The organism is Streptomyces sp. NPDC090119 (assembly GCF_044747085.1).
Classification (GTDB): domain Bacteria; phylum Actinomycetota; class Actinomycetes; order Streptomycetales; family Streptomycetaceae; genus Streptomyces.
Genome location: NZ_JBIVDK010000004.1, coordinates 504,569 through 520,881, shown reverse-complemented (window position 1 = coordinate 520,881; position 16,313 = coordinate 504,569). Strand labels below are relative to the sequence as shown.

The window sequence follows — 16,313 nt, the reverse complement described above, 5'->3', positions numbered from 1 at the left end:
GGCGAAGGGGGGGGCCACGGCACGCGGCCGTGGCCCCCCCCTTCAGCGCGGCAGCAGCCCGTTGATCTGGTCGTGGATCGCCGTGCGGGCGGCCGGTATGTCGTGCAGGAGGGTGGAGCGCAGGGCTTCCAGTGGCTCTTCGGGGTCGGTGCCGCACTCGGTGGTCTCGCTGATGACCTCGTAGCCGTCGCGGACGGCGATGTTGAGCCGGTGGCGGCCGTCGCCGAGGGCGTGCAGGGCGGAGGCGACGACGAGGGGCGGTGGTCCGCCCGGCTCGCCCTCGTGCTTGCGGTAGGCGCTGGCGACGGGGGTGCGCCAGCGCAGGCTGAGCAGGACGGGGCTCTTGGCGACGACCTCGGCCAGGTCGGTGTCGTACACACCGGTGGAGGTCAGGACGGTGGCGCGGGTGTCCAGGACGAGGGCGGCCGGGAGCAGGCAGCGCAAGGTGCTCCCGGCTATGTTGCCGCCGACGGTGGCCGCGCGGCGTACGGCGCCGGTGCCGACCGCGCCCGCCGCGCGGCGCAGGACCTCGGGGACGCGGTCGTCGACGCGGTTGAGGACGACGGCGCCGCCCAGTTCCTCGGGGCCGAGGACGTTGGCCTCGGGCAGTTCGCGCAGCGACATGGCCTGGGCCGGGAACCCGTCGCGCTGCCAGGTGGCCCAGACCAGGGTGGCGCCGCCTACGGGCAGGGCTCCCTCGGCCAGGTATTCCCGCGCTTCGGTAACGGACGTGGGCAGACGCAGCAGCACAGTGGCCAACCTGCCTTCCTCGGGGAGGGGTTCGGCGGGCGGCCGCCTCCGCCGCCAGGGGCATTCTCGCCGTAGGCCGAGGGGCGCGTCCAGGGCTCATGGATGCGCGCCCCGTGCGCCCTTTGGCGCCCCCCGGCTCATCACGCGCCGCCCGTTCAGCGCCGGGTGCGGATCAGCAGGTACAGGAAGTACGGCGTGCCGATGACCGCGGTCATCAGACCGGCGCCGAGCTGCGCCGGGGCGATGACGGTGCGGCCGATCAGGTCGGCCACGCAGACGAGGACCGCGCCCAGCATGACGGCCACCGGGATCACCCGGGTGTGGCGGCGGCCGACGAGGGCGCGTGCCGCGTGCGGGGCGATCAGGCCGACGAAGCCGATGGAGCCCGCGGCGGCGACGGCCGTGGCGCTGAGCAGGACGCTGACCACGAGCAGCCCGAACCGGGCGGGTGCCGTGCGCAGGCCGAGCAGCCTCGGCGTGTCCTCGTCCAGGGAGACCAGGTCGAGTTCGGTGCGCCGGGTGACGGCGACGACCAGCCCGACGGCGAGCGCGACCGCCACGGGCAGGGTGTCCGTCAGGGTCCGCCCGTAGGTGGAGCCGGACAGCCAGGTGAGGGCCTTGTTCGCGTTGAACGGGTCGGTGAGCACGATGAGCAGCCCGATCAGCGCCGTCGTCGCGTACTGCGCGCCGACGCCCACCAGGACCAGCCGGTTCTGCCCGAACCCGCCCCGTGCGGTGAGCCCGAAGACGACCACGGCGGCCACCCCCGCCCCGGCGAACGCGGCCCAGGCGATGCCCCAGGACCCGGCCAGTGGGGCCGTCGTCACGAAGAGGACCGCGCCGAGCGCGCCGCCGCCGGAGACGCCGAGGATGCCGGGTTCGGCGAGCGGGTTGCGGGTGACGGCCTGCACGATGGTGCCGGAGAGGGCCAGCGCCGCGCCCGCGAGGAGCGCCGCGAGGACCCTCGGCACGCGGGTGTCCAGGACGAAGCTGACGGACTGTCCGGCGAGGCCGCCCGCCCAGTTGACGACGTCGCCGAGCAGGAGCTTGGTGTCGCCCAGCAGCATCCCGGCGACGACGGCTCCGGCCAGGACGAGGACGAGCACGGCCACCGTGACCAGGAACGTGGTCCGGCCGACCAGGCGTCCCCGCTCGGGGCTGCCCGCGGCGGCGGTCTCGCGGACCCGCGTGGCCATCCCGACGAGGAACAGCGCGCCGAGCAGGCTGGTGACGACGCCGGTGGGCACGGCCACGGCGGACTGGGCCGATACGAGCAGGCGCAGCAGCACGTCGGCGCCGAGGACCAGTGCGGCGCCCGTGAGTCCGGCGACGGGCAGGGCGGCCCGTACCCGGACGAAGGGGCGGATGCGGCGGGCGAGGGGGCGTACCAGCGCGGGCGCGCACAGGCCGACGAAGCCGACGGGTCCGGCGAGGGTGACCGCGGCGGCGGCGAGCAGCGAGGCGCACACCACGACGGTGATCCGGGTGCCCCGGACCGGTACGCCGAGTCCGCGCGCGGTCTCGTCGCCGAGGGCGAGGGCGTCCATCCGGCGGGCCGTCAGGAGCAGTCCGGCGAGGCCCGCGAGGGCGACCGGGGTCATCTGGAGGACGCCGTCGAAGCCGTTCTGGGCGATGCTGCCCTGGTTCCACTGGTAGAGGCCGTTGGTCCGCTCGGGGAAGAGCAGCAGCAGGGCGTCGGTCACGGAGGTGAGGCCGAGGGTGACGGCGCTGCCCGCGAGGACGAGCCGTACGGTGCCCGCGGCGAGGCCGGACAGGGACAGCACGACGGCGGCGGCGGCGAGCGCCCCGGCGAAGGCCACGCCGGAGGAGGCGAGCAGGGGCAGCGATACCCCGGTGACGCCGAGCAGGCCGAGGCCCAGGTAGGAACCGGCGTTCACGGCCAGGGTGTCGGGTGCGGCGAGCACGTTGCGGCTGACGGCCTGGAGGGCGGCGCCCGCGATGCCGAGGGCGGCGCCGACGAGGAGCCCGGCGGCCGCGCGGGGCAGCCGGGAGGCGACGACGACGGAGGCGTCGCCGGGGTCGGCGCGTCCGGTGAGCGCCTTCCACACCTCGGGCGCGCCGACGGCCGCGGTGCCCTGGGCGATGTCGACGACCGCGAGGGCGGCGACCAGCAGGACGAGCAGGGCCGTCACCGCGACCGCGCCCGTCCGGGTGGTCACGGCCGCTGGGCCGGTGGCGGGAACTGTCGCGGTGGCGGCCATGGTGCTACTTCGTCAGGACGGCGGTGAGGGCGTCGATGTACGCCTGCATGGACTTGGGGCCGCCGAACATCCAGATGCCGTCGGGCAGCCGGTGCACGTCGCCCTTCTTGACGAAGGGCAGCGCCTTCCAGGCGGCGTTCTTGGCGAGTTCCTTCTTGAACGGGTCGCCCTCGCTGTCGCTGCCGATGTACGCGAACTCGGTGTCGCCGCCGAGCGAGGACAGGCCCTCGACGTCGGTGGTGGCGAGGCCGTAGGAGGGGTCGCCCTTGAGCTTCCAGGCGTTCTTCAGGCCGAGGGCCTTGTTGACGGAGCCGAGCTGGGAGCCGTCGGTGTAGGCGCGCAGGGAGACCTGGTTGGCGGCCACATAGGCGTCGGCGAAGGCGATCTCGTCTGCGGCGTGGCCGGTGTCGGTGAGCTTCTTCCTGGCCTCGGCGATCTTGGCGTCGAACTCCTGGCCCGCCTTGGCGGCCTGGTCGGTGGTGCCGGTGGCCTTGGCGATGAGGTCGAGGTTCTTCTTCATCCGGCCGATCTGGTCGGCGGCGTCCGCCGACTTGACCTCCAGCACCGGGGCTATTTTGCGCAGCTGCTTGACGGCGGCGGCCGGGAGGTCGGTGGTGGCCACGATGAGGTCGGGGCTGAGCGAGGCGATGGTGTCCATGCTGGGCTCGCCGCGGGTGCCGATGTCCTTGGGGGTGTTGCGCAGCGGGGCGGCGGTGTCCCAGGTCTTGTATCCCTTGACGTCCGCGACGCCGACCGGGTCCACGCCGAGCGTGACGAGGCTCTCCACGACGTTCCACTCGGTGCCGACGACCTTCTTGGCCGGGCCGTCGAGCTTGATCTTGGCGCCGGTGTCGTCGGTCAGGGTGATGCTCTTGGCGGCGTCCTTGCCCGTGCCGGAGGCGGCGGGTTCGGTGGTGCCGCAGGCCGTGAGGGCGAGCGTGCCGGCGGACAGGGCGGCGAGGGCGATGAGGTGGCGTCTCATGAGGTGGTGCTGAGCCTTCCGGTGCGTGCGTGGTGGCGGCCGAGGGCGCGGGTGCGCAGCCGGCCGGTCAGGGGGTCGGTGTCGACGTCGATGCGGATGCCGTAGGTGGCGGTGAGGCGCTCGGCGGTGAGGACGTCCTCGGGGGCGCCGTCGGCGATGATCCGGCCCGCGCGGAGCAGGGTGATCCGGTCGGCGACGGCGGCGGCCTGGTCCAGGTCGTGCAGGACGACGCCGACCGCGATGCCGTGGTCGTCCGCCAGGTCCCGCATCAGGTCGAGGAGTTCGACCTGGTAGCGCAGGTCGAGGTAGGTGGTGGGTTCGTCCAGGAGGAGGACTCCGGTGTCCTGGGCGAGGCAACTGGCGAGCCAGACCCGCTGGAGCTGGCCGCCGGAGAGGTGTTCGGCTCCCCGGTCGGCGAGTTCCGTCAGGTCGGTCAGGGCGAGGGCCCGCCGTACGGCGTCCGCGCCGCCCGCGTCCGCGCGGGTCCAGCGGGTGCGGTACGGGTAGCGGCCGAACTCGACCACGTCGCGCACGGTCAGCCCGCCCGGGGTGGGGCGGCCTTGCGTCAGCAGGGCGACGCGGCGGGCGAACTCGCGGGCCGTCAGGGCCAGTCCGTCGACCGTCTCCTCCCCCGGTTCCGTCAGCGTGAGCTGGGCGGTGCGGGGGCGCTGGAGGCGGGCGACGGTACGCAGCAGGGTGGACTTGCCGCTGCCGTTGGGGCCCACGAGCGCCGTGACCTGGCCGGGCCGGATCGTGAGCGCCGCCTGGTGCACCACGTCCGTCCCGTCGTACGCCACGGTCACGTCGCGGGCGGTCAGTTCATGACCGCGCGTACGGGGGACCTCGGTTGTCTCTTCACCGGAACTCACGAAGGAAGGTTAGCCTATCCTTACTTCGATCGATCACCCCCTGACCGGGGCAGTCGCCGCAGGGGTCAGCTCTCGGGCCAACTGGACGGCTCCCACAGGCCCGAGCGGCGCAGCGAGGCCGGGCAGTGCAGGTAGATCTCGTCGATGTCGAGCACGAGCGCGAGCTGGGGGCGTCGGCCGCCCTGGGCCATCGCGTCGAAGAAGGGGGCGTCGGTGAGGAGGCGGGCGCGGCCGTTGACGCGGAGCACCTGGGTGCCGCCGGGGATCAGGTAGAGGAGTCCGGCGTGCGGGTTGTCCAGGATGTTGTGGAAGCTGTCGGCCCGCCGGTTGCCGGGGCGGTCGGGGATGGCCAGCGTGGACGGGCCCAGGACGTGGGTGAAGCCGGGGCCGTCGCCGCGCGGGGAGACGTCGCAGTTGCCCCGGCGGTCGGAGGTGGCCAGCAGGCAGAAGGGCGAGCGGGCGAGGATGTCCCGGTCGGTGTCGTCGAGTTGCCCGTGCACCTTGTCGATGACGAGGGGGTGCGGCTCGCCCAGGAGTTCGCGCAGCTCCTCCCGCGAGCCCAGTTCCACGTATCCGGCGGTGCCGACGCGGTCCGGTTGGCGCGTCGCCGCGTCGATGATCTGGGACAAGCCGACTCCCGAGGTGCTCGCGTGCCGGACGGCCCGGCCCGCAGTCAGGTCATACGGACCCACGCTGCGGGCCCGGCTGATTGCCCGGCACACATTATCGGAAGTTAGGTTCGGCTTACCTAAGTGGACTTCGCTACGGGAGGCGCGCCACCCCGGCGTAGATCCCGCTCTTCTCGGCCGCCGGGGCCTCGCCGTCCCTGAACCACTCCGTGGCCGTGACGAGGCCGGGCTCGACCAGCTCCAGGCCCTCGAAGAAGCGCAGGACGCCCGCGCGGTCGCGGAAGCCGAGCCGGATGCCGCCCTTGGCGTACTCGGCCGTGACCTGCGCGGACAGCTCCGGGAAGATGTCGGAGGAGGCGTGGGAGAGGACCAGGTAGCTGCCCGAGGGGAGGGTGGCGAGCAGGTTGGAGACGAGCCCGTAGGGGTCCTGGTCGTCGTTGATGAAGTGCATCAGGGCGATCAGGGACAGGGCGATGGGCCGGTCGAAGTCGAGCGTCTGCCGGGCGTTCTCGATGATCGCGGCCGGGTCGCGGACATCGGCCTCCACATACTGGGTGGCACCCTCGGGACGGCCGACGAGCAGCGCCTCGGCATGCCGCAGCACGATCGGGTCGTTGTCGGTGTATACGATCCGGGCCGTCGGCACGATCCGCTGGACGATCTGGTGCAGGTTCGGCTCGGTCGGGATGCCGGTGCCGATGTCGAGGAACTGGTCGACGCCCTGCGCGGCGAGCCAGGCGACCGCGCGGTTCATGAAGGCGCGGTTCTGCCGGGCGCCGTCCCGCGCCTCGGGAGGCAGCCGCTCCCCCACGGCCTCGTCCACGGGGTAGTTGTCCTTGCCGCCGAGCAGCCAGTCGTACACCCGCGCCGGGTGAGCCGTGCTGGTGTCGATCTGCCGGGGGCCGGGTGTGCCGGTGGTCATGGGCGGACTCCGTCATGATTCTGGCCGGTGCGAACACAGACGATCATCGAGTGATGGACGTCATTCTGCATGTGGGGCACGGGAGTTGACCAGGCCGGGGTGCCCGCGGACCACACCGGGAGCCAGGTGCGCGGGGCGTCGGCGCGGGCCGTCGGGGCAGGGCGGGTGACCGGGTCCGATCACCCCGGGGCCGGGGTGTGACCCATGACCGACCCTGGTCTCCAGGTTTCGAAAGTATTAGCTGATAATTTGTGAAGCTCGCGGGCAGACACGGGGCCAGGGGGAAACAAGACGGCCGTCGGTGCCACCGTGGTGGTCGCCGATTCCGGCCGGTCCGTCCGCCCACGCGAGCAAGGCCGAGTGGGGAGGGAGACCTGTCGTGACCGAGGCAGGGCGGGGGACGGACGCCGACGACGGCGCCCGTCGCGGGAGAGGCAGGCGCGCGGCGCCGAAACGGGCATGGGGACGCCGTACGCGGGAGCCGGACCGGACGGCCCGGCACGAGCCCGAACAGACCCCCGACGGCCCCGCCTTCGAGCCCGAGGCCACCATGCAGCTCCGGGTCGGCACGATCCGCCCGGACGAGACGATGCAGCTCAAGATCGTCGCCCTGGACGGCACCCGCCCCGCACCGAAGCCCGAACCCGCCGCCACCGAGCAGCCGGACGGCACCCGCACCGCGAAGGTCCTGGCCCCGCTGCTGACCGTCCTCGCCGTACTGCGCCGCCTCCTCGCCCCGGTCACCGCCAGGCTCGCCCCCTACGCCGCGCTCGCCGCCCCCCACGTGCGCAAGCTGCGGCCGGAGTACCCGCGTCCGGGCCGGGAGGGCTGGCGGCGCTGGGTGCCGTCCTGGCGCCAGTGGCTCGCGGGCTGGCTCGCCACGGCCGGGATCACCGGTCTGCTCCTCACCGTGGCGTACGCGGCGACCGACGTGCCGACCAACCTCAACTCGTACGCCACCCAGCAGGACAACGTCTACTTCTGGTCCGACGGCACCCCGATGGCCCGCACCGGCTGGGTGCGCCGTCAGGCGATGCCGCTCAAGGACATCCCCGAGGGCGTGCGCTGGGCGGTGCTCGCGGCGGAGAACGAGAGCTTCTACACCGACCCCGGCATCTCCGGCAAGGGCATCACCCGCGCCCTGTGGCGCACCCTCGGCCAGGGCACCACCGAGGGCGGGTCCACGATCACCCAGCAGTACGTCAAGAACGTCTATCTGAACCAGGACCAGAACCTCGGCCGCAAGTTCACCGAGGCGATGATCTCCCTCAAGCTCGACACCCGGATGAGCAAGGACAAGATCCTCGAGGGTTACCTCAACACCAGCTGGTTCGGCCGCGGCACCTACGGCATCCAGCGCGCCTCCCAGGCGTACTACGGCAAGGACGTCAGCAGGCTGAACCCGAGCGAGGCCGCCATGCTCGCCTCGCTGCTCAAGGGCGCCGGTCTGTACGACCCCACGCTCAGCGCGGCCAACCACCGCCGGGCCGTGGAGCGGTGGTCGTGGATCCTCGACCGCATGGTCAAGATCGGCAAGCTCTCCCCGGCCGAGCGGGCCACGTACACCAAGTTCCCCGAGCCGATCAAGACGCTCCAGATCTACGACACCGGCAAGCAGAGCGACTACCTGGTGGAGCTGGCGTCGAGTTACGCCAAGAAGAACGCCCATCTGTCGGACAAGGAGTTCGACCTCGGCGGCTACCAGATCTACACCACCTTCGACCGCAAGCGGGAGAGCGAGCTGACCGACGCGGTCACCAAGGCCCGCGAGGCGGCGCTGAAGAAGGACCCCAAGGACGCGCGCACCGCCCACTACGGCGCCGCGTCGGTCGCCACCGACGGCCGGATCGTCGCCGTCTACGGCGGCCCCGACCACCGCAGGCAGGGCTACAACGAGTCCAACGCCACTACCGTGCCCGCCGGTTCGGCTTTCACACCCTTCGTCTACGCGGCAGCCCTGGAGAACGGGGTGCACAAGACCCGTGAGGGCCCGGCCACCCCGGTCACCCCGGACTCGGTGTACGACGGCAACGACGCGGTGCCCGTCACCACCCCCGAGGGCCCCTACTGGGACCGCAGCGGCAAGAAGGTCGCCGCGCACAACGACGGCAAGCGCTCCTACGGTCCGATCAGCCTGCGCAAGGCGCTCGCCCGCTCGGTGAACACGCCGTTCATGCAGCTCGGCATGGACACCGGGCTGGAGCAGGTGAAGGCCACCGCGCAGGCGGCCGGGCTGCTCTCCTCCAGCTTCGGCCCGGCGACGCCCGCGCTGTCGCTCGGCACCTCCACTCCCAGCACGATCCGCATGGCCAGCGGCTACGCCACCTTCGCCGGGGAGGGCAGGCACACCGAGCCCTACTCGGTGCGCCGCGTCACCCGCAACGGCGCCGGTGTCCGGCTCGACGCCCCCGACCGGCGCCGGGCGGTCAGCCCGGAGGTCGCCGGGCAGGTCAGCGAGGCGCTCGCGGACAACTTCCGCCTCTCCCACCCCACCACCGCCGCGACCACCCCGGCCGCCGGAAAGGACGGGACCACCGACAAGGACACCGCGCTCTGGTACACGGGCACCCTCAAGTCGGTGTCGACCGCGATCGTCGTCTACCGCATCGACCTGGGCAAGAGCCTGGAACCGCTGCCGCTGGACGGTCTGGCCGGCACCCGCGAGAACAGCGTGCCGTTCGGAATCTGGTCGCGGGCCGTGGGCATCGGCTGACCCCCGCCGCCACCCCGGCCCGCCCCTTCCCGGCTCCTCAACCCGCAACCCGCCCCCGGAGATCGATCCGTATGAAGTCGTCGAGCACAGGCCGCCGTCGCAAGGCACGCACCCACGAGGGCGGCCGCGTCACGCGCCCCGTCGTCCTCGCGCTGGCCGTGCTGCTCGTGCTCGTCTCCACGGTCACGGGATATCTGCTGCTGAACCACGACGACGGCCTGGCGTCGGCGGTCTCCCCCGCCAAGGAGCCCGGCGCGTCCGCCGAGCCGAAGTGGGACGGGAAGACCAAGGTGCTCGGGGACGGCTCCACGTCCTACACCGGCCCGCAGAAGGGCACGTTGAAGCCCGTACGGCTCAAGCCCGGTGAGAAACCGCCCCAGTTCGTCGTCTTCTCCTGGGACGGCGGCCTGGAGGGCAGCGACCACCTCTTCTCGCACTACCGCGAACTGGCCAAGCGCTACGACGCCCACATGACGTTCTTCCTCACCGGCATCTACCTGCTGCCGAAGGCCAAGAAGGACCTCTACCGCGCGCCGCAGCACTCGCCCGGCGCCGCCGCCATCGACTACGCCACCGACGACCACATCCGCGAGACCATCGAGCAGTTGCGCGCGGCGTACGAGGACGGCAACGAGATCGGCACCCACTTCAACGGCCACTTCTGCGGCGCCAAGGGCGGCGGCGACTGGAGTGTGACGGAGTGGAAGAGCGAGATCGACCAGTTCTACTCGTTCGTGGAGCACTGGAAGACCAACACCGGCCACCAGGACATCGACCCGCTGCCCTTCGACTTCAGGAAGGAGGTCACCGGCGGCCGGGCGCCCTGCCTGGAGGGCCAGAAGAACCTGCTGAAGGCCATCAAGGACTACGGCTGGCGCTACGACGCCAGTTCCGCGGGCGACTTCCAGATCTGGCCGGCGAAGAAGGACGGCGTCTGGGACTTCCCGCTCCAGATGCTGCCGTACGAGTCGGGCAAGTACCAGGGCCTGTCGATGGACTTCAACTTCCTGTACAACCAGTCGGACGGCGAGACCCACGGCAATCCGGCCGAGTTCCCCAAGTGGGAGCAGGAGACGGTCGATTCGTACATGGCCGGTTTCAACCGGGTCTACTACGGCAGCCGTGCGCCGTTGTTCATCGGCAACCACTTCGAGGAGTGGAACGGCGGCATCTACATGCGGGCCATCGACCAGGTGGTCAAGAACGTGTGCACCAAGAAGGGCGTGAAGTGCGTGTCCTTCAAGGAACTGGCCGACTGGATGGACGTCCAGACCCCGCAGACGCTGGCCCGGCTGCGCACCCTGGACCCCGCTCAGTCGCCTGACTGGTCGTCGGTCGTCAAGTGACCTGTGAAACAGTCTGGTTCCACTTGTACATCCCGTCTTCACAACCATCACACGCGGCATGCGAAGATGCGTTCGCCCGGTCTCTGTCACCGGAGTCCCGGTCTGTGTACCGGCGTAGAGGGGAACATCATTGAAGTCCAGAAAATTGAGCCGTAAGCGGAGCCGCGCCACCATAATCTCGGCGGCGGCCGCCTCCGTGGTGACGGGCGTCGCCCTGCTGCCGAACTGGAGCGCGGGCGCGGCGGTCACCGACGACCCGACCGTCGACACGGCGACCAAGGCGACCTTCCAGCGGCTGGCGGACGCGGTCTTCACCGACCGCACCCAGGCCCTGGTGGGCGGTGGCACGGAGGGCCGCAAGCAGCGGACCTCCGGTTTCTCCGGCGATGTGCGCCTGTCCGGCACGCAGTCGCGCCAGGAGGACTCCGCACTCAGCCAGCTGCGCGGCCGCAAGAGCCGCCTGGCCGCGCTGGGCGAGCAGTACAGCGCGGGCAGCACCAGCGTGAAGCTGGACGCCACCCAGGTCAAGGGACGGCAGGCCAAGGTGGCCGTCACCGAGACGACGTCGCTCACGTACAAGAAGGTCACGGGCTCCCAGCCCGCGACCACGGGTTTCCAGGCCCACCACGAGCTGACGTTCCAGGCGGACCGCAGTGGCAACTGGCAGCTGACCCGCATCAAGGACACCGACGAGGGCTACCTCGCGGTGAACCAGGTGGCGAAGCCCGAGGTCGCGGCGCCCGCCGTCAAGGCGGACACCGGTCCTCCGTCGGCGCCTCGCGCGGCCACCACGCGGCCGGCTCCCGCGAAGCCGAAGAACCTCACCGCGTCCGGCTATGACTACAAGGCCATGGTCGCGTACGCGACGAAGTACTGGAGCAAGTACAACACCGACTACCCGAACTTCAACGGGGCCGGCGCGGGTGGTGACTGCACCAACTTCGTCAGCCAGTCGCTGAAGGCGGGTGGCTGGAAGCACGTTCCCGGTTACACGAACGACTTCCACAAGTGGTTCGGCAACGCCGACATCCAGTCGGACTCGTTCGTCGGCGTGAACGAGTTCTCCTGGTTCGCGCTGTCCTCGAAGCGGGTCACGAGCCTTGCCAACGTCTACCAGGCCGACATCGGCGATGTCGTCCAGATGGACTTCAACAAGGACGGGTCCAAGGACCACACGATGATCGTCACGAAGCGCGACGCCCAGGGCGTGCCCTACGTGACGTACCACTCCACCAACACCTACAACCGGTCGGTGGCGAGCCTCGTCGCGTCCTACCCGACGGCGGCGTTCTTCGCCTACCGCACCTGAGGTGAGCGAGAGCCCCCGTACGGCGCGCCGGTTCCGGCGCCGTACGGGGGCTCTCGCGCGTCCGGGGTCGGCTGGTCATAACCAAAAGTTCGGCATTCCAGAAAAAGCAGGTCTTGGACTTCTGGACGCCGCGTCGGAACCATGAGTCGTGGCCGACCGCTCCCGACAGCAGAAGGACGATCACGCTCATGGAAAAGAAGTGGTGGACCCTGTTGGGGGTGTGCGGCGGGACGTTCATGCTCCTGCTGGACACCACCATCGTGTACGTCGTCATTCCCGATGTGCAGCGGGACCTGGGCGCCAGCTTCGCCGACCTCCAGTGGGTGATCGACGGGTACGCGCTGGCGCTGGCCTCCTTCCTGCTGACGAGCGGCACGCTGGCCGACCGGTTCGGGCGCAAGCGCCTCTACGCCATCGGGGTGGCCCTGTTCACGGTCGCCTCGCTGCTCTGCGGGGCGGCACAGTCCCCGCAGATGCTGATCCTGTCCCGGGTGCTCCAGGGCGTCGGCGGCTCGGTCATGTTCGCCACCGGTCTGGCGCTGCTCGCGGGCGGCTTCCAGGGCAGGGAACGCGGCATGGCGTTCGGTGTGTGGGGCATGGTGACGGGCCTGGCCTCCGCGGTCGGCCCGGTGGCCGGCGGTCTGATCTCCAGCGGCATCAGCTGGCGCGGCATCTTCCTGGTCAACGTGCCGATCGGGGTCGTCGTGGCGCTGATCGTCGCCCTGCGCGTGGACGAGTCGAAGTCGTTGTTCCCCCGCAAGCTGGACCGGCCCGGCTTCGTCCTGCTCACCGGCGGTCTCGCGACCCTGGTCTACGGTCTGATCCGCGCCGGTGAGACCGAGTGGAGCGACGGCCGCGCGGTGACCGGCCTGACGGTGGGCGCGGTGCTGCTGCTCGCCTTCCTGCTGGTGGAGGCGAAGTCCGACCAGCCCATGTTCGATCTGCGGCTGTTCCGCATCCCGACGTTCGTCGGCGGCTCCATCGCGGCCTTCGCCATGAACGGCTCGCTGTTCGCCATGTTCCTGTTCCTGGCCATCTACTTCCAGGAGGCGTTGGGTTACTCCTCGCTGGAGACCGGTCTGCGGCTGCTGGCCGCGTCCCTGTCGATGCTGGCCGCCTCCCTGCTCGCCGGGCGGCTCAGCGCCAAGGTCCAGCCGCGCTACCTGATCGGGGGCGGGCTGCTGCTGGTCGGTGCCGCGCTGCTGCTGATGAGCGGGGTCACCGGGTCCAGCGGCTGGGAGCACTTCATTCCGGGCCTGGTGCTGGGCGGTGTGGGCGCCGGTCTGGTGAACCCGCCGCTGGCCTCCACGGCCGTGGGCGTCGTGGACTTCTCCCGCTCCGGGATGGCGTCGGGCGTGAGCGGCACGTTCCGTCAGCTCGGGGTGAGCGCGGGTGTCGCGGTGCTCGGCTCGACCTTCGCCGGGGTCATCGGCGAACGGTTCCGGGACGGGCTGCGCGGGGTGCCGGAACTGGCGGGCCGCAGCGAGCAGTTGGCCGCGCTGGCGCGGGGCGGTGAGACCGGTCGGGCGGTGGATCTGGTGCCCGGGCAGTACGGGGAGAAGGTGCGGGAGATCGCCACGACCGGTTTCGTGGACGGCCTCAACACCCTGCTCGCCGTGTCGGCCGGGCTGGCGCTGCTCGGCGGTGTGCTGGCGCTGGTGCTGATCCGGCCCGCCGACTTCCAGGCGGCCCAGCAGCCGAAGCCCGAGGCGAAGGACGCCCCGGGCCAGTCGGCGGTGGCCGCGGAGAGCTGAGCCCGCCACCTCGCGAGCGGGCCCGTCGGTCGCCGACGGGCCCGCTTTCGTGCGGTCGGGTCACGCCCCGTTCATCGAGGCCACGGCCCGGGCGGGAGTGGGCTCGCCGAAGGACTGGCGGCAGTGCAGCAGCAGTTCGCGCAGGGCGGGGCTCTTGGTGGGCGCGGAGATCAGGGCGAGCACCGCGGGGACGTCGGCGTCGGTGATGGCGACCGTCCTGAGCCCCTCCTGGTGTGCGGTCATGGACGCGGAGAGCACCGCGACACCGAGGCCCCGCTCGGCCAGGTGCATCACCGCGCCGGGCGCGCTGGCCTCGAGGGCGATGGTGGGGGTGAGGCCGAGCGCGGCGGACGCCTCGTCCAGGGTCGCCCGGATGCCGGTCCCCGCGGGCAGGCAGACGAGGGGGAAGGCGCTGAGTTCGGCGAGGGTGACCCCGTCCCGCCCGGCCAGCGGGTGGGCGTGCGGCACGGCGGCGACGATCGGCTCGCTGATCACCTGCCAGCCGTCGAGGTCCTCCGGGGCGCGCTGGGCGGCGCCGATCAGCGCCAGGTCGACGGTGCCCTCGCGCACGTGCTCGACCAGCTTGGCGGAATCGTCCTCGCGCAGGCTGATCTCGACGCCGGGGTGGGCGAGATGGAAGCCGGACAGGGCGTCGAAGAGCGGCTGGACGGTGCAGGCGGTGACCATGCCGACCACCAGTTTGCCGCGGACCAGACCGTTCATCTCGTCCACGGCCTGCCGCAGCGAGTCCATCGAGGACAGCACGGACTTGGCGTGGGCGAGCACCACCTCGCCGACGGCGGTGAGCTGGGCGCTGCGCCCGGAGCGGTCGATCAGGGTGGCCCCGAGGTCGTTCTCCAGCTGGCGGATCTGCGCGCTGATGCCGGGTTGGCTGATGTGCACCAGCTCCGCGGCCCTGGTGAAACTGGCTTCCTGCGCCACGGCGATGAAATACCTCAGCTGCCTGATCTCCATAAGTTCAAATTATAACGTCGATCTGAAGGATTGATTGGACTTATTCTCGGCCAGGGACGGAAGATTGCCGCTTCGGTACCCGACCTCAGGAAGGACGATCGTGTCCGAGAACGAGAAGGCCCTGAAGCCCGAAGACCTCACCCGCCTCTTCGTGGAGCGCGCCAACGCGGGTGACGCCGCGGGCCTCGCCGCGCTGTACGACGAGGAGGCCGTGATGGCCTACCCGCCGGGCAGCACCACGGTGGGCCGGGAGGCGATCCGCAGGCTCTGGGAGAAGGTGCTGTCGGGCGGTCCGCGTTTCGAGCCCGAAGAGCCCCTGCCCACGCTGGTGTTCGGTGACATCGCGCTCACCTCCACACCGCCGAGGGACGGTTCGGGTGCCCGCGCGCAGGTGGTCAGGCGCCAGGCGGACGGCAGCTGGCTGCGCATCATCGACCAGCCGGAGTTCCGCCCGCCGACCGGCTGACGGCCTGTCGGTCCACCGGCGGAGTCCGCCGGTGACATGGGGCCTGGACGGGGGTCGGGCTCAGAGGACCGGGAGCGGGTGCGGGATTTCCCGCACCCGCTCCCGGTCCGCCCAGGTTCAGTCCCGTACCGGTTCCGCCTCCCGCGCCCGTGCCGGGCGGCGCGCCTCCGCCCAGCGCACCGCGGGTTCCATGGCGAGGCCCGCCCCCAGGAACAGCGCCCCCACGACCAGCCAGCCGCCGGTGCCCCAGGACAGGATGAGCGTGGTCAGCAGCAGCGGGCCGATGAGCCGCGCGACGGCGGTCCCTGCGCCGTAGAAGCCCTGGTACTGGCCCTGTTTGTCGGCCGGGGCGAGGGCGAAGCCGATCTCCCAGGACCCGGAGCCGAGCAGCATCTCCCCGAAGACCTGCACCCCGGCGGCGACCAGCAGCACCAGGACCGGCAGCCAGGCGGAGGTGCCGACCGCCGACACCGCGAAGCAGACGCAGGCCAGCAGCAGCACCAGCCCCGCCTGCCGTACGGCGCGCGCGGCTGAGCGCAGCCCGGTGACCCGCGCGGCCATCCGCACCTGGAACAGGACGACGGTGAGCGTGTTGAGCACCAGCAGCGCGGACACCGTCCAGCCCGGCGCCCCGGTCCGTTGCACGATCCACAGCGGCAGCACCACGCTGAGCAGCGGCATGTACAGCAGCATGACCATGTTCAGCAGCGAGACCACCGCGTAGGGGCGGTCCCGGAGCACGGTGAGGGAGCGTCCGGCGGGCCGGTCGGCGTCGGGGAGCTGCCGGGCGGGCGCGGGCAACCGGCCGAGCACCCAGGCGGCCAGTACGAAGGTCACCGCGTCCATCGCCAGCGCCGCGAGGTAGGACGCCTCGTCGTCGAGCTGGAGGGCGATGCCGCCGAGCGCGGCGCCGAGGGCCAGGCCCGCGTTGACCGTCGACTGGAGGTAGGCCCGCGTCTCGGTGCGCCGGGCGGGTTCCACCAGCCCGGCCAGCAGGGCCTGCCGGGCCGCCGCCAGCCCGCACTGGCAGCAGGTGTACAGGCAGACCGCGGCCAGGAACGCCGGGTAGGTCCGCACGAAGAGCAGGGAGGCGATCGCGGCACCGGTGGCGAGCGACATCAGGACGGCGATCCCGCGCGGTCCACGCCGGTCGGCGAGGTGGCCGAGCGGCACCCCGACGACGGCGCCGAGCGCCCAGCCGAGGGTGAGCGCGGCACCGATCCGGGTCGGGGTCAGCCCGATGACCCGGCTGAAGTACAGCACCGAACACACGTAATAGGCGCCGTCGCCCACGGAGTTGGTGAGCTGCGCCAGCGCCAGGGTCCGTGGCGGACCCGGCGGCGGGATGATTCGGCTGACGCGCATTCAGTTCCTCC

13 protein-coding genes are annotated in these 16,313 nt (G+C 71.5%); 5 read left to right on the top strand and 8 right to left on the bottom strand.

Features of this window, described 5'->3' with window-relative positions; translation table 11 throughout:
* Positions 1-42: 42 nt before the first annotated feature.
* The 6 genes from ACIPPM_RS20130 to ACIPPM_RS20105 all read right to left on the bottom strand — a co-directional run bounded on the left by ACIPPM_RS20130 (position 43) and on the right by ACIPPM_RS20105 (position 6,374).
* Positions 43-750 (bottom strand): FAD binding domain-containing protein, encoded by a 708-nt coding sequence (locus tag ACIPPM_RS20130; protein ID WP_401450135.1) that lies wholly within the window; start codon positions 748-750, stop codon positions 43-45.
* Between the two features lie 155 nt (positions 751-905).
* A complete protein-coding gene (locus ACIPPM_RS20125) occupies positions 906-2,972 on the bottom strand; it encodes an iron ABC transporter permease (protein ID WP_401449530.1) in 2,067 nt (688 codons plus the stop codon).
* A 4-nt stretch (positions 2,973-2,976) separates the two neighbouring features.
* On the bottom strand, positions 2,977-3,954 hold the full coding sequence (locus ACIPPM_RS20120; protein ID WP_401449528.1) for an ABC transporter substrate-binding protein: 978 nt from the start codon (positions 3,952-3,954) through the stop codon (positions 2,977-2,979).
* Entirely contained in the window at positions 3,951-4,823 is an 873-nt protein-coding gene (locus tag ACIPPM_RS20115) for an ABC transporter ATP-binding protein (RefSeq protein ID WP_401449525.1), read from the bottom strand. Before ACIPPM_RS20115 ends, ACIPPM_RS20120 begins: the two co-directional genes overlap by 4 nt.
* A gap of 65 nt (positions 4,824-4,888) precedes the next feature.
* The gene (locus ACIPPM_RS20110) at positions 4,889-5,452 is read right to left on the bottom strand and encodes an MSMEG_1061 family FMN-dependent PPOX-type flavoprotein (protein ID WP_401449523.1); all 564 of its coding nucleotides are present in this window, start codon (positions 5,450-5,452) and stop codon (positions 4,889-4,891) included.
* Between the two features lie 133 nt (positions 5,453-5,585).
* Positions 5,586-6,374, bottom strand: coding sequence for an SAM-dependent methyltransferase (locus ACIPPM_RS20105; protein ID WP_401449521.1), 789 nt, complete (start codon positions 6,372-6,374; stop codon positions 5,586-5,588).
* 379 nt (positions 6,375-6,753) lie between these two features.
* On the opposite strand from ACIPPM_RS20105, the gene ACIPPM_RS20100 reads away from it, so the two are divergent.
* From ACIPPM_RS20100 to ACIPPM_RS20085, 4 genes are all read left to right on the top strand, one after another.
* Positions 6,754-9,087: a transglycosylase domain-containing protein gene (locus ACIPPM_RS20100; RefSeq protein ID WP_401449518.1), complete on the top strand. Its 2,334-nt coding sequence runs from the start codon at positions 6,754-6,756 to the stop codon at positions 9,085-9,087.
* A gap of 71 nt (positions 9,088-9,158) precedes the next feature.
* The gene (locus tag ACIPPM_RS20095) at positions 9,159-10,433 is read left to right on the top strand and encodes a hypothetical protein (RefSeq protein ID WP_401449515.1); all 1,275 of its coding nucleotides are present in this window, start codon (positions 9,159-9,161) and stop codon (positions 10,431-10,433) included.
* Between the two features lie 196 nt (positions 10,434-10,629).
* Positions 10,630-11,742, top strand: a complete 1,113-nt coding sequence (locus ACIPPM_RS20090) for an amidase domain-containing protein (RefSeq protein WP_401450133.1) — start codon at positions 10,630-10,632, stop codon at positions 11,740-11,742.
* Positions 11,743-11,930: 188 nt separating this feature from the next.
* Entirely contained in the window at positions 11,931-13,496 is a 1,566-nt protein-coding gene (locus ACIPPM_RS20085; protein ID WP_401449512.1) for an MFS transporter, read from the top strand.
* Between the two features lie 60 nt (positions 13,497-13,556).
* Here the strand turns inward: ACIPPM_RS20085 and ACIPPM_RS20080 are convergent, their stop codons facing one another.
* A complete protein-coding gene (locus ACIPPM_RS20080) occupies positions 13,557-14,471 on the bottom strand; it encodes a LysR family transcriptional regulator (protein ID WP_401449510.1) in 915 nt (304 codons plus the stop codon).
* Between the two features lie 100 nt (positions 14,472-14,571).
* On the opposite strand from ACIPPM_RS20080, the gene ACIPPM_RS20075 reads away from it, so the two are divergent.
* Entirely contained in the window at positions 14,572-14,937 is a 366-nt protein-coding gene (locus ACIPPM_RS20075) for a YybH family protein (protein ID WP_401449508.1), read from the top strand.
* A gap of 117 nt (positions 14,938-15,054) precedes the next feature.
* Here the strand turns inward: ACIPPM_RS20075 and ACIPPM_RS20070 are convergent, their stop codons facing one another.
* Positions 15,055-16,302: an MFS transporter gene (locus ACIPPM_RS20070; protein ID WP_401449506.1), complete on the bottom strand. Its 1,248-nt coding sequence runs from the start codon at positions 16,300-16,302 to the stop codon at positions 15,055-15,057.
* Positions 16,303-16,313 lie beyond the last annotated feature (11 nt).